Here is a 13,180-nt window from a genome sequence, read left to right as displayed (position 1 = left end):
GGCGCCCATGGCGCGACGCCCGGCCGCGCGGCGATCGTGTGGGAGCTTCGGGCGCCGCGCACGGTGCTCGCCGCCATCGTCGGCGCGGGGCTTGGCATGGTCGGGGCGGCGATGCAGTCCGCCACCCGCAACCCGCTCGCCGATCCGCATCTGCTGGGGGTCGCCGCCGGCGCGGCCTTCGGCGCCAATCTCGCGATCCTGCATGTGGGCGACGCCTTCGGCCCCGCCACCACGCCGCTGTTCGCCTTCCTCGGCGCGCTCGCGGCCACGCTCACCGTGCTGGCGGTGGCGCGGGTCGCGGGCGCGGGAAGCGCGGACCGGCTGATCCTCACCGGCGTCGCCGTGGCCTTCGTGGTGACGGCCTGCGCCAACATGCTGATCCTGTTCGCCGACCAGCGCTCAGCCGCGAATGTGGTGTTCTGGACGCTCGGCGGTTTCGGGGCCTCCGACTGGTCCACCACGCCGGTTCCGGCGCTGGCGCTCGCGCTCGGCGGGACATGGTTCCTGATGAAGGCGCGGGAGCTGAACGCGCTCGCCATGGGCGACGAGACCGCCGCCACCCTCGGCGTGCCGGTGGAGCGCGCCCGCCTCGCCCACATGGTGGTCGGCGCCTTTGTGACCGGCGTGCTGGTGTCGGTGTCAGGGATGATCGGCTTCGTCGGCCTGATGACGCCCCACGCCGCGCGCCTGCTGCTCGGCGGCGACAACCGGCTCATCCTGCCCGCCAGCGCCCTCCTCGGCGCGCTGGCGCTGGTGCTGGCCGACATGGCCGCGCGCACGGTGATCGTCCCCGACGACATCCCGATCGGCGTCGTCACCGGCGTCGTCGGCGGCCTGTTCTTCATCGCCCTCCTGCGCCGCGAGCGCTGAAGGGGGAGCCCCTTCTCTTGTCCCGGCCTTGAGCCGGGACCCAGAGACTCTGGGTTTTCAAAGTAAGCCGCGACGGCCGAAGCGGTTTTCCTCCGCACGTCGGCGTTTCTGGGTCCCGGCTCAAGGCCGGGACAAGGAAGGGGGGCGCCCTGAAACGCCCGGACGGCCGCCGGATGGCTGGTTCTCGGTGGGCGCGTTTCACGGCGAACGCGCGAAGCGCCCCTTCTCTTGTCCCGGCCTTGAGCCGGGACCCAGAGACTCTGAATGTTCCGAACAAGCCGCGACGGCTGAAGCGGTTTTTCCTCCGCACGTCGGCGGATCTGGGTCCCGGCTCAAGGCCGGGACAAGGAGGCGGACGCCCTGAAAGGCCGGGCGCGCGCCCTCACCACACCGCGGCGTAGCCGTCGCGGCGGGGGTCGCTGGCGGCGGCGTAGCCTTCGACGGCGGGGTCGCCCATGCGCCAGATGAACTGGCCGGCGCCGAAGTCCTGATAGCTGTCGTCGATCACGCTGGTCTCGTGGCCAAGCGCCAGCAGGCCCGCCACCGTGTCGGGACGCATGGCGGCCTCCACGTTGATGTCGAGCCCGGCGTTGAAGCGCCAGCGGGCGGCGTCGCAGGCGGCCTGCGGGTTCTGGCCGTGGTCGATCATGCGCGACAGCGTTTGCACATGGCCCTGCGGCTGCATGTTGCCGCCCATGACGCCGAAGCTCATCACCGGCTGGCCGTCCCTGGTGAGGAAGCCCGGAATGATGGTCTGGAACGGGCGCTTGCCCGGCGCGACCACGTTGGGGCTTTGAGGGTCGAGCACGAAGCCGTGGCCGCGGTTCTGCAGCGACACGCCCCAGTCCGGCAGGCAGATCCCCGAGCCGAAGCCCATGAAGTTCGACTGGATGAAGCTCACCATCATGCCGTTCTCGTCGGCGGCGGTGAGGTAGATCGTGCCGCCGCGCACGGGGTTGCGCGGCGCGAAGCGCTGGGCGCGGCGCGGGTCGATGAGCTTGGCGGCCTCGGCGAGATGGGCGCCGTCGAGCAGCTGCGCCGGCGTCACCCGCATGTGGGCGAGGTCGGCCACATGGGCGTAGGTGTCGGCGAAGGCGAGCTTCATCGCCTCGATCTGCAGATGGTTCGCCGCGACGCCGTCGGGGTCGAGACCGGCGAGATCGAAGTTCTCCAGGATGCCGAGCGCGATCAGCGCGGCGATGCCCTGGCCGTTCGGCGGGATTTCATGCACGTCGTAGCCGCGGTAGCGGGTCGAGATCGTGTCCACCCACTCCACCCGGAAGGCGTCCAGATCGGCGACCGTCATGGCCCCGCCATAGGCGGCGGCGTGGGCCGCCATCGCCTCGGCGATCTCGCCCCGGTAGAACGCGTCGCCGCGGGTGGCCGCGATCGCCTTCAGCGCCCGCGCCGCGCCGGCGAAGGCGACGTGCTCGCCCACCTCCGGCGCCCGGCCGCGGGGCAGGAACATCTCGGCGAAGCCGGGCTGGCCGGCGAGGTCCGGCGTCGCGGCGGCGGCCGCCCATTTCTGCTGCACCACGGTCGGGGCGAGATAGCCCCGCTCCGCCACCTCGATCGCGGGCTGGAGCACGTCCTCCAGCGACAGGGCGCCGAAGCGCTCGCTGAGCGCGACCCAGGACGCGACGGCGCCCGGCACGGTCACGCTGTCCCAGCCGCGCATGGGCGGGCGGGACCGGCCCTCGCCGTGCTTCGCCGCGAAATAGTCCGGCGTCCAGGCGCGGGGCGCGCCGCCGGAAGCGTTCATGCCGTGCACCTGCTTGCCGTCCCACAGGATGCAGTAGGCGTCGGAGCCGAGGCCGTTGCTGCAGGGCTCCGCCAGCGTCATCACGGCGGCGGCGGCGATGGCGGCGTCCACCGCGTTGCCGCCGTTCTGGATCATGCGCAGGCCCGCCTGCGCGCCGAGCGGGTGCGAGGTCGACACCACGTTGCGTCCGAACACGGGCACGCGTCGGGACGGATAACCGGCGGTCCAGTCGAAGGGGGTCGTCATGGCGTGTCTCGTCAAAGGCTGTGGGCGCCGCCCGCCGTCGCGTCAGGCGAGCGGCGGCTCCGCTCGGGCGCGGGCGGCGAGCGCCGCGCGATCGATCTTGCTGGTGGAGGCGAGGGGTATCTGATCCACGAACCAGACGCGGCGCGGATGCTGGTAGGCGGGCGCATGAGCGAGCGCGTAGGCCTTGAGGCCCGCCTCGTCAAGCGCGGAGCCGGAGCGCCGCACCACGAAGGCGACCGGCTTCTGGCCCTTGATCTCGTCGTCCACCGGCACGACCACCGCCTGCGCCACGTCGGCATGGGTCTCCAGCATGGCCTCGACCTCGCCGGGGAAGATGTTCTCGCCGCCCGAGACGAACATGTCGTCCGTGCGCCCCACGAAGAAATAGAAGCCGTCGCGGTCGCGGCGGAACACGTCGCCGGTGTCGTAGAAGCCGTCGGGGGTGATCGGCGAGCGCACGTCCGGCCGCTTGTGATAGCCGAGCATGATCGCGGGGCTCTTCACCTGCAGCACGCCGAGATCGGGCGCGCCGTCGCCCGCGAGCCGGACCTCGACGCCCGGATGGGGCCGGCCGACGGAGCCGGTCGGCGCCCGGCCGTCGGGATCGCGGAACGCCACCGGGCCGCCTTCGGTGGTGCCGTAGGCGTTGATGATCCGCGCGTTCGGAAGCAGCCGGCGGATCTGGGCCGCAAGCGCGTCCGTCACCGGCGCCGAGCCCATCCGCACCACCCGCACGCTGGTGAGATCGGCCCCCGCGAGCGCCTCCTTCTCCCGCAGCATCATGGCGATCATCGGCGGCACGGCCGTGATCCATGTGGCGCGCTGCCGGTCGATCGCGGCGATGTAAGCGCGGGCCTGGAACTGGGGCAGCAGCAGCGCGGTCGCGCCGCTTCCGAGCGCCAGCAGCGCGTTCGCGAGCGCGTTCATGTGGTAGAGCGGCGCCGCGATCAGCATGCGCTCGCCCGCGAGCGCGTCGTCGGCCATGCGGACCCGCGTCACCCAGAGATGGCTCGCGTGGCTGAGCCGCACGCCCTTCGGCCGGCCGGTGGAGCCGGAGGTGAACAGCATCAGCGCCACCTCGTCCGGCCGGGGCCGCACCGGCTCGAACGGGCCGGGATCGAGCCAGCCGTCGAGCCCGGTCTCGATCGAGACCGCGGGAACGCCGTCCGGCGCGAGCGCCCGGCGCTCCTCGTCGTGGAACACCGTCCGCGCGCCGCTGTCGGCGACGATCCGGGCGATGGTGGAGGCCGGAAAGCGGTAGTTCACCGGCGCCGGCGTGACGCCGGCCTGCATCGCCCCGAGCAGGATCGCGAGATAGTCGGTCCCGTTGGCGGCGAGGATGGCGATCCGCTCGCCGCGCGCCACGCCGTGGCGCCCGAGCCCGCGGGCGAAGGCGGCGGCGCGGGCGGCGAGATCGGCGCGCGAGAGAGGGGTCCCGGAGCCGTCCGGGCCCACCCCCGCAGCCGCTGGGGCGGCGGCGTCGGGGGAGAGGGCCAAGACGGCTCCGAGGTTCGAGACGTCGCTCATCGGGCGCTCCGGCAGGCGAGGACGAGATCGAAGGCGGGCAGGGCGAGCTTCGCGCCCGAGCCCGTTCGGGTCTCGCTCCATTCGGCCCCCGGCGTGGCGCGGGCGCGCTCGCCGATCGCGTCGAGCCCGTCGAAGACGAGCTCCAGCGTGGCGAAGCGGGCCCGGTCGCCCGGAACGACGTCAATCACGAAATCCGGCAGCGTCACCCGAAGGTCGCCGCAGGTCTGTTCGGCGGTCGCGTTGGCGGCGACCGCATAGGCGGCGGCGTCGGTGGCGGGCGCGGCCGACGTCACCTCGACGCGGGACAGGCCGAGGAAACGGTTCGGGTGCCCGAGCCATTCCGGCCGCCACACCAGCTCCGGCGTCAGGTGCTGGCAGAAGTAGACCCGCCCCGCCGGAAACCGTCCGGGCGCGAGCCGCACGGTGCGGAACCGCGCCTCCGTCTCCACGCCGTCGATCGTGACGGGGCGGGAGAAGGCCACCGGCTCGGCCGGCGCGAGGCCGGTGCGCGCCAGCCGGGCGTGGGTCTCGTCGGCGTCGTCGGTCTTCAGCACGAGGCCGTTCAGGCCGAACGGGCTGTCGAGCACGTCCTGCCGCTGGCGGCCTTCGGCGGGCACGCCCACCAGCTCCAGATAGGCGCCGTCCGCCATCATCAGATGGTTGACGGAGCCGAGGGAATGGCGGCCGCGCGGCGTCAGCGTGAAGCCGAGCGCGGCGAACAGCGCCTCCGCCTCGTCCATGCGACGCAGCACGTTGATCACCACATGGTCCAGCGCGGACGCCATCCCCGTCAGGCCCTCACTTCGGCGCGGCGGTCATGTAGACGCCGCGGCCGCTGGCGAGCAGCCGGCCGTCGCCGTCCAGCACCTGCGCCTCGGCCACCGACAGCGTGCCGCCGAACTTCACCACCTTGCCCTTCGCGGTCAGGTCGCCTTCCATGGCGGCGCGGTGGTAGTCCACGCGCAGGTCGACGGTCGGCACGCCCCGGCCGGTCTTCGACACCAGCGCCCAGTCGGCGGTGAGGTCGATCAGGGTGGCGAGGATGCCGCCATGAACGTAGCCGCGCTCGGCGTTGACGACCCATTCGGGCCGCCATGTCGCCTTCAGCTCGATCTCGCCGTCGCCGACCGACACCACCTTGAGGCCGAGCCACTGGTGGAACGGACCCTTGAGCAGCTTCGCCTCGACCTCGGCCGCGGTGAGAGTGACGTTTTCGCTCATAGGGTCGCCCCTTTCTTGTCCCGGCCTTGAGCCGGGACCCAGATACGCTGAGACCTCAGGATGACGCGGAACGCCGCCGCGCCCATCGCGGAACGCGCGGCGGCTCTGGGTCCCGGCTCAAGGCCGGGACAAGGAGCAGAGCTCATGGCGTCACCACGATCTTGCCCATGACCTCGCGGTCGCGGATCAGCCGCAGGCCCTCGGAGGCCTCCTCCAGCGGCAGCACCTTGTCCACGACGGGCTTCAGCGTCCCCTCCTGGATCATGTCCATGAGCGCCGCCAGATCGTCGTCGTAGAACGAGTTCGAGCCGATGATCTTGAGCTCGAAGCTCCAGATGTAGCGCAGGTCTTCCTTGGGATCGTGGCCGGCGGTCGCGCCGCAGGTCAGGATGGAGCCGCCGCGCTTCACGCATTTCAGCGAGGGCGCCCAGGTGTCGCCGCCGGTGAAGTTGATCACCACGTCGACGCCGCCCTCGTAGGACCGGCGCTGGGGCTTGCCGTACTGCTGGATCGCCCACTTGGAGAAGTCGGTCTCGCGGTAGTTCACCACATGGTCGGCGCCGAGCTCCTTCAGGCGGTCGAGCTTGTCCTGGCTGCCGGCGCAGGCGATGACCTCGCAGCCGAGCTGCTTCAGCAGCATGACGCAGCCGGTGCCGACGCCGCCGGAGGCGCCCAGCACCAGCACCTTGTCGCCCGCCTTCACCGTCTTGTGGGTGACGAGCATGCGGTGGGCGGTGCCGTAGGCGACAGGCAGCGAGGCCGCGTCCACGAAGCTCACCTTGTCGGGCATGCGGATGAGCTGGCCCGCGGAGACGCGGCAATACTGCGCCATGCCGCCGTCCAGCATCTCGCCCATCAGGCCGATCTGCCTGTTGAGCGGGTTGACCAGCACCCGGTCGCCGACGCTCCAGCCCTCGACGCCGTCGCCGACCTCCGTGATCTCGCCGGCCATGTCGAGGCCGATCACCACCGGCAGCGGCACCTTGATGCCGGGCATGCCCTTCACGGTGAACACGTCGTGGTAGTTGAACGAGGACGCGCCGACGCGGATGACCACATGGCCGGCGTCGGCGACGGGAACGGGATGATCGTCCACCACGACGAGATCGCTCACGTCGCCATGGGCCTTCAGAAGAAGGGCTTTCATGGTCTTGGGCATTGTCGCTTTCTCTGTCCGGCGCGTTTCGCGCTTGTCGTTGTCGTCGGTCTCTGGACCGCCTCTCCGCGTGGGAGACGGCGGCTCTCCTGCCCCGGTCTTGGCGCCGGGATCGGAGACCGCCGCGCCCTCAAACAGGGGGCGCGACGGCCGCGGGCGTCGTTCGGCGAAGGCTCGCCGTCACTTGATCGTCTTGGACGCCTCATAGGGGGCGGTGACGATGGCGGAGTCCGGCAGGTCGCCCTTTACGGCGCCGACGGACTTGAACACCTCGAACTCGGTCTTGAGCGAGGCCACGTCGGCCGGCTCCAGGCGCACGGCGTAGATGCCGTCCCACAGCGCCGCGTAGGCGCGGGCGTCCTCGTCCTTCATGTTGGCGGCGGCGACGAGCGCCTTGGCGACCGCCTCCTTGTCGGACTTGCCGAACTCGTAGGCCTTGCGCATGGCGACGACGACCTTGGCCGCGGCGTCCGGATTGGCCTTCAGCCAGTCGTTGCGGATCAGGCCGACGCCGAGCACGGGGGGCGCGTCCTGCTTGGTGATCTTGGCCCATTCCTCCCGGAAGGAGCCGATCTTGCGCAGCTTCGCGTCCTTCAGCAGGGCGATGGTGACGGTGCGCAGGGCGGCGGCGTCGATGTCCTTCTGGACCAGGAACTGGGCGAGGCGCGGGTCGGCGCCCGGCACCGCCTCGTACTCGCCGGGCTTGACGCCGTAGTTGGTGGCGAGAATGGCCGAGGTGATGGCGGCGGTGGCGCTGCCGGCCGGCGAGCCGCCGACCTTCTTGCCCTTCAGGTCGCCGAGGCTCTGGATGGGGCTGTCCTCCGGCACCACGAAGTCGAGCTCCGCGGCCTGGGTCGCGAGCACGATTGACAGCGGCAGGCCGTCGACCGCCACGCTGAAGGAGGCCGCAGCCGGCGCGCCGATGGCGAAGTCGATCGCGCCGGCGGCGAGCGCCTTGGTCGGCGCGTTCACGTCCGGGAAGGTGACGAACTCCGCGTCCAGCCCTTCCTTCTCGAAGAACTTGCCGCTCTGGAGCACGGCGCCGAAGCCGAGGCTGACCCCGGAGCTCCAGTAGCCGACGCGGATCTTCTCCGCATGCGCTGCGGGGGAGGCGACGAGCGCCGCGACGAGGGCGGCGGCGAGGACGGCGAGGCGCTTCACGACGGTTGGTCCCTTGAGTGCGAGGTCAGTCGATCTCGGCGCGCTTCTTCCAGCGGAAGAGGCGCGTTTCGAGCGGCTTGAGAACGAGGAATTCGAGCGCGAGCATCAGCGACACCAGCGTCAGCGTCCAGGCGAAGACCTGATCGGTCTGCACGAGGTCCGCCGCCTGGCGCAGGCGGTAGCCGACGCCGCTCGAGGCGCCCAGCGTCTCCGCCACAAGGCTGACGCGGGCGCCGAAGCCGAAGGCGAGCCGGGCGGAGGCGAAGAACAGCGGCAGGATGGTCGGCAGGTAGATCTTGGTGAGGATCTGCGCCCGCGACATGCGGAAGGCGCGGGCGAGCTCCACATAATCGGCGTTCACCGTCTTGGAGCCCTGCCACACCGTGGTCAGGATCAGCGGCATCGCCGTCATGAACACCACGAAGATCGTGGTCCAGTCGGACAGGCCGAACCAGATCAGCGCGAAGATCGCCCAGATGCTGGAGGAGACCGTGTTGATGACGGTCAGCAGCGGCTCGAAGAAGCGGCCAAGCGTCTCGCTCGCCCCGAGCAGCAGGCCGACGCCGACGCCGACCACGGTCGCGAGCGCGAAGCCGGTGACGACCCGCTGGAAGGTGACGCCGAGATCGCGCCAGAAGCCGGGCGAGGCCACCAGCGCGCTCCACGCCTCCCACACCCGCGCGGGGCCGGGCAGCACGAAGGCGGGGGCGCCGAGCGAGGCCACCTGCCACAGCGCCAGGAACAGCGCCAGAAGGCCGAGCCGCATCGCCACGGTCTTCAGCCACTGGCTGCGAACGGGACGTCGGCCCGGCTTGGGCGAACCGCCCATGACCACGGGCACGGAGGAGGGGGCGGCGGTCACGACTGCAGGCTCCGGCGCAGCAGGCGGGAGCGTTCGGCGATCTCCAGCGACAGCGGATCGCGCGGGTGGGGCAGCTCGATCACCTGCGTCTCCCGCACCCGGCCGGGCCGCGGCCGCAGCGTGACCACCTTGTCCGCCAGCACCACCGCCTCCTCCACGTCGTGGGTGACGAACACGATGGTCATGCCCATGAGGCCCGCGACCCGCAGCACCTCGTCGTGCATCTGGGAGCGGATGGAGGGGTCGAGCTTGGAGAACGGCTCGTCCATCAGCAGGATCGACGGCCGGGTGACGAGGCTGCGGGCGAGGGCGACGCGGCTGCGCATGCCGCCCGACAGCTCGTGGGGGTAGGCGTCGGCGAAGTCCGAAAGGCCGACCAGCGCCAGCGTCTCCGCCACCCGCGTCTTGCGCTCCGCGGCCGGGGCGCCCGCCGCTTCCAGCCCGAAGGCCACGTTCTGCGCGGCGGTGCGCCACGGCAGCAGGCGGTCGTCCTGGAACATGTAGGTCAGCGTGCGCCAGTCCCTGAAGGCCTTCGAGGGCGTCCCGTTCAGGAACACCTCGCCCCGGTCCGGCGGAACGAGCCCCGCGATGATGTTGAGCAGGGTGCTCTTGCCGCAGCCCGAGGCGCCGACGATCGCCACCACCGAGCGCTCCTCCACCTCGAGGTCGACCGACTGCAGCACGTGCAGGCTCTCGCCGTCGCGCTGCGGAAACCATTTGGAGACGGACTGCACCCGCACCGCGGAGCCCACGCGCCTCAGCCCTCCGACGCCGCGGACGGCGCGAGCGGCGCGTCGGCGAGCTTCAGGCTGGCGACCACCTTCTCCATGGTCATGTCCCGGAAGGTCTCCACATGGCGGCGCGCCACCCGCTCGGCCGCGTCGGCGTCGCCGGCGGACAGATGCTCGATCAGCAGCTCGTGGTCGTTCTCGATGTTGGGGCGCACGCCTTGAACGCCGAAGCCCAGCGCCACCAGCCGGGTCATCTCGTCCATGAGGCCGGACAGGGTGCGATGGAGGCGCTCGTTCCCCGAAGCGGCAGCGATCGCCATGTGGAAGCTGCGGTTCGCCTCCATGAAGAAATCGATCTGGTTGCCGACCTCGGCCGGCATCTGCCCGCGGCAGGCCCGCTCCAGCCGTTCGAGCTGGCCGCGGTTGACGCGGCCCGCGGCCTCCCGCGCGGCGAGCGGCTCCAGCGCGACGCGCAGGGTGAAGATCTCGTCCACGTCCTTCGCGGTGACGGGGGCGACACGGTAGCCGTGACGGGGGATGGAGGCGATCAGCCCGCCCTGCGTCAGGCGCTGCAGCGCGATTCGCAGGCTCGCCTTGCCGAGGCCGAACCGGTCGGTCAGCTCCGGCTCCGTCACCCGCGCGCCCGGCAGGATGCGGCAGGACACGATCTCCCGGCGGATCAGGTCATAGGCCTGATCGCCCTTGAGAGCCATGTCGTGCAGCGTGGCGCGGCTCGCCGCCGCGCTGCGGTTCCGGACCTCGTCCGTCATTGATCGTCCCACAAACATCTGGTGAGCAGCTTACGACGGCTCGTTGGGGTGCTCAATAGCGCGGGGCGTCTGCGCTCGCAACGATTAAATCATGTCATTCAATGGATTTTATGAAATTACTTGCCTCGGGCGTGTTCGCCGCGACGGCAACGAAAAAGGCCGCCCGGAGGGCGGCCTTTGAAACGCTTGGGAACGAGGCGTCGCGCGGATGATCAGCGCGAGTAGAACTCGACTACGAGGTTCGGCTCCATGTGGACCGGGTAGGGCACCTCGGTCAGGGCCGGCACGCGCACATAGGTCGCGCTCATCTTGTGGTGGTCGACCTCGATGTAGTCCGGCACGTCGCGCTCGCCCGACTGGGCGGCCTCGAGCACGATCACCAGCTGCTTGGAGGCGGGCTTCACCTCGATCACGTCGCCGACCTTCACGAGGTAGGACGGGATGTTCACGCGGCGGCCGTTCACCAGCACATGGCCGTGGTTCACGAACTGGCGGGCGGCGAACACGGTCGGCACGAACTTGGCGCGGTACACGACCGCGTCGAGGCGGCGCTCCAGCAGGCCGATCAGGTTCGCGGAGGTGTCGCCCTTGAGGCGGGTGGCTTCCGCGTAAACGCGGCGGAACTGCTTCTCGGAGATCGAGCCGTAGTAGCCCTTGAGCTTCTGCTTGGCGCGCAGCTGCACGCCGAAGTCGGACAGCTTGCCCTTGCGGCGCTGGCCGTGCTGGCCGGGGCCATACTCACGACGGTTGACCGGGGACTTCGGACGGCCCCAGATGTTTTCGCCGAGACGGCGGTCGATCTTGTACTTGGAAGCGTGGCGCTTCGACATCGCGTCCTCCTGGACTTCAGGTTGAGGAACGCGCCCTCCTGCTGCTCCCTCCGGGAGCCGACAGGCCCGATCGTCGCGAGAACGCCGGGCCGCGGGTGCGTATGAACGACGACGCGGGGCTTTCGGCCCCGCGCGACGTGGGGGCTCTCTAGAGAAAGAGGCCCGCAAAGTCAAACAGGCCACGGGTTCCGCCCGGCCCGACGCGACGCCGCAATCGCGGACGGCGGCGATTGCATATAGAGTGGAGCCGCTCGCGCTCCGCCTCCGACGCCGTCTCGCGGACGCCGGACGCGCCGCCCGAGGTGTGAGCCCGAGGACGTCACCCTCTCCGTCATGCCCGAGCCTGTCTCGGGCATCCACGACTTTAAGGGCGAGCGTCCGCCAAGAGGGAAGTCGTGGATGCCCGGCTTCGCCGGGCATGACGGCGGTGGCGGCGCGCGGGGGCGCGCCTGGATCGGATCGGCCTCACGGCCGTGGATAACAGCGTGCAAACTGGGGATGGCGGGCCAAAGGGGCGCAATCGCCGGCCGCGAACTTACATAACGAACGATCGCCTATCCTCGCCTGACCCCTTACCCGCAGGTCCGCCGCGCCCATGCGCTTCACGCCGTCCTTCCTCGATGAACTGCGCGACCGGATTCCGGTCTCGGAGGTGGTCGGCCAGCGGGTGAAGCTGAAGCGGCAGGGCCGGGAATACGCCGGGCTGTCGCCGTTCAATTCCGAAAAGACGCCGTCCTTCTTCGTCAACGACCAGAAGGGCTTCTACCACTGCTTCTCCTCGGGCCGGCACGGCGACGTGTTCAAGTTCCTGATGGAGACGGAGGGCGTCTCCTTCCCCGAGGCGGTGGAGCGGGTGGCGGAGCTCGCCGGCGTGCCCATGCCGAAGGAGAGCCCGGAGGAGCAGCGCCGGGAGCAGGCGCGCGCCAGCCTCATCGACGTCATGGACATGGCGGCCGCCTTCTTCGAGGCCGAGCTTCAGGCGCGGGGCGGCGCGGCGGCGCGGGGCTATCTCGCCGGGCGCGGGCTGTCGCCGCACACCCAAGGCGCGTTCCGCATGGGCTACGCCCCGAACGACCGCCACGCGCTGAAGAACCACCTGCGCAAGGCCGGCGTGCCGGTGGCGGACATGGTGGAGGCGGGGCTGCTCGTCTCCGGCGAGGACGTGGCGGAGCCGTTCGACCGGTTCCGGCACCGGGTGATGTTCCCGATCCACGACAGCCGCGGCCGGGTGATCGCCTTCGGCGGCCGCGCGCTGCAGGCGGACGTGCCGGCCAAATACCTGAATTCGCCCGAGACGCCGCTGTTCCACAAGGGCGCGACGCTGTTCAACCATCACCGCGCCAGAACGGCCGTCCACACGGCGGGCACGGTGGTGGCGGTCGAGGGTTATGTGGACGTGATCGCGCTGGCCGCGGCCGGCATCGCGCATGTGGTGGCGCCGCTCGGCACCGCGCTGACCCCGGAGCAGCTTGAGCTTCTGTGGAAGATGGCGCCCGAGCCGATCCTGTGTTTCGACGGCGACAAGGCCGGCCGCCGCGCCGGCTTCCGCGCCGTGGACGTGGCGCTGCCGCTGATCGCGCCCGGCCGCTCGCTGCGCTTCGCCTTCCTGCCCGAGGGCAAGGACCCGGACGATCTGGTGCGTTCCGAGGGCCGCGCGGCGGTGGAGGCGACGCTGGCCCAGGCCGCCCCCATGATCGACGTGCTGTGGGCGAAGGAGCTGGAGGCGGGGCCGACCGACACGCCCGAGCGCGCCGCCGCCTTCGAGCACCGCCTGCGCAATCAGATCGCCGCCATCCGCGACGAGACCGTCAAGCGGCACTATCAGTCCGCGGTGCAGGCCCGGCTTCAGGCCTTCGGCCGGCCGCAGGGCGGCGGCGGGCGCAATGGCGCTTTCGCCCGTTCCGGGGGAGGGCGGGGCCAGCGGTCGAACGGCCCCCGGCGCGGCGGTGGAGCGTCGGCGTCGTCGATGATGGACGGAGCGTCGCTGTCCGCCTCCGCGCTGCTGAAGCGCAGCGCGCTGGTCGGCGCGGGCGCCGGTCGGCCG

At 71.0% G+C, this 13,180-nt stretch carries 12 protein-coding genes; 2 read left to right on the top strand and 10 right to left on the bottom strand.

Annotated elements, in window-relative coordinates; translation table 11 throughout:
- On the top strand, positions 1-870 hold an 870-nt coding region (locus tag ACFQ4O_RS09810), incomplete at its 5' end, for a FecCD family ABC transporter permease (RefSeq protein ID WP_378775512.1).
- 382 nt (positions 871-1,252) lie between these two features.
- On the opposite strand, the gene ACFQ4O_RS09805 is transcribed toward ACFQ4O_RS09810, so the two are convergent.
- From ACFQ4O_RS09805 to rpsD, 10 genes are all read right to left on the bottom strand, one after another.
- A complete protein-coding gene (locus ACFQ4O_RS09805; protein ID WP_378775511.1) occupies positions 1,253-2,878 on the bottom strand; it encodes a gamma-glutamyltransferase family protein in 1,626 nt (541 codons plus the stop codon).
- Positions 2,879-2,920: 42 nt separating this feature from the next.
- A complete protein-coding gene (locus ACFQ4O_RS09800) occupies positions 2,921-4,405 on the bottom strand; it encodes a class I adenylate-forming enzyme family protein (protein WP_378775510.1) in 1,485 nt (494 codons plus the stop codon).
- A complete protein-coding gene (locus tag ACFQ4O_RS09795; RefSeq protein ID WP_378775509.1) occupies positions 4,402-5,190 on the bottom strand; it encodes a VOC family protein in 789 nt (262 codons plus the stop codon). Before ACFQ4O_RS09795 ends, ACFQ4O_RS09800 begins: the two co-directional genes overlap by 4 nt.
- Before the next feature lie 13 nt (positions 5,191-5,203).
- The gene (locus ACFQ4O_RS09790; protein ID WP_378775508.1) at positions 5,204-5,626 is read right to left on the bottom strand and encodes a PaaI family thioesterase; all 423 of its coding nucleotides are present in this window, start codon (positions 5,624-5,626) and stop codon (positions 5,204-5,206) included.
- 142 nt (positions 5,627-5,768) lie between these two features.
- Positions 5,769-6,785: an SDR family NAD(P)-dependent oxidoreductase gene (locus tag ACFQ4O_RS09785; protein ID WP_378775507.1), complete on the bottom strand. Its 1,017-nt coding sequence runs from the start codon at positions 6,783-6,785 to the stop codon at positions 5,769-5,771.
- A 177-nt stretch (positions 6,786-6,962) separates the two neighbouring features.
- Positions 6,963-7,943 carry an ABC transporter substrate-binding protein gene (locus ACFQ4O_RS09780; RefSeq protein WP_378775506.1) on the bottom strand — a complete coding sequence of 327 codons (981 nt, stop codon included), beginning with the start codon at positions 7,941-7,943 and terminating at the stop codon, positions 6,963-6,965.
- Positions 7,944-7,968: 25 nt separating this feature from the next.
- Positions 7,969-8,805, bottom strand: coding sequence for an ABC transporter permease (locus tag ACFQ4O_RS09775; RefSeq protein ID WP_378775505.1), 837 nt, complete (start codon positions 8,803-8,805; stop codon positions 7,969-7,971).
- Positions 8,802-9,557: an ABC transporter ATP-binding protein gene (locus ACFQ4O_RS09770; protein WP_378775504.1), complete on the bottom strand. Its 756-nt coding sequence runs from the start codon at positions 9,555-9,557 to the stop codon at positions 8,802-8,804. Before ACFQ4O_RS09770 ends, ACFQ4O_RS09775 begins: the two co-directional genes overlap by 4 nt.
- A 5-nt stretch (positions 9,558-9,562) precedes the next feature.
- Positions 9,563-10,306 carry a GntR family transcriptional regulator gene (locus tag ACFQ4O_RS09765; protein WP_378775503.1) on the bottom strand — a complete coding sequence of 248 codons (744 nt, stop codon included), beginning with the start codon at positions 10,304-10,306 and terminating at the stop codon, positions 9,563-9,565.
- 212 nt (positions 10,307-10,518) lie between these two features.
- Positions 10,519-11,136 carry a 30S ribosomal protein S4 gene (rpsD, locus tag ACFQ4O_RS09760; protein WP_378775502.1) on the bottom strand — a complete coding sequence of 206 codons (618 nt, stop codon included), beginning with the start codon at positions 11,134-11,136 and terminating at the stop codon, positions 10,519-10,521.
- A 595-nt stretch (positions 11,137-11,731) separates the two neighbouring features.
- Here rpsD and dnaG point away from each other — a divergent pair.
- Positions 11,732-13,180, top strand: a 1,449-nt coding sequence (gene dnaG, locus ACFQ4O_RS09755) for a DNA primase (protein ID WP_378775501.1), incomplete at its 3' end; no start/stop codon positions are given.

The organism is Methylopila musalis, assembly GCF_042679725.1.
GTDB lineage: Bacteria > Pseudomonadota > Alphaproteobacteria > Rhizobiales > Methylopilaceae > Methylopila > Methylopila musalis.
Note: the sequence above shows the minus strand (reverse complement) of the source record. Positions and strands in the feature narration are given on the sequence as shown.

Excerpts from the sequence above, each read along its gene's own strand:
- ACFQ4O_RS09805 (WP_378775511.1), bottom strand. The coding sequence starts at position 2,878 with ATGACGACCCCCTTCGACTGGACCGCCGGTTATCCGTCCCGACGCGTG.
- ACFQ4O_RS09800 (WP_378775510.1), bottom strand. The coding sequence starts at position 4,405 with ATGAGCGACGTCTCGAACCTCGGAGCCGTCTTGGCCCTCTCCCCCGAC.
- ACFQ4O_RS09795 (WP_378775509.1), bottom strand. The coding sequence starts at position 5,190 with ATGGCGTCCGCGCTGGACCATGTGGTGATCAACGTGCTGCGTCGCATG.
- ACFQ4O_RS09790 (WP_378775508.1), bottom strand. The coding sequence starts at position 5,626 with ATGAGCGAAAACGTCACTCTCACCGCGGCCGAGGTCGAGGCGAAGCTG.
- ACFQ4O_RS09785 (WP_378775507.1), bottom strand. The coding sequence starts at position 6,785 with ATGCCCAAGACCATGAAAGCCCTTCTTCTGAAGGCCCATGGCGACGTG.
- ACFQ4O_RS09765 (WP_378775503.1), bottom strand. The coding sequence starts at position 10,306 with ATGACGGACGAGGTCCGGAACCGCAGCGCGGCGGCGAGCCGCGCCACG.
- rpsD (WP_378775502.1), bottom strand. The coding sequence starts at position 11,136 with ATGTCGAAGCGCCACGCTTCCAAGTACAAGATCGACCGCCGTCTCGGC.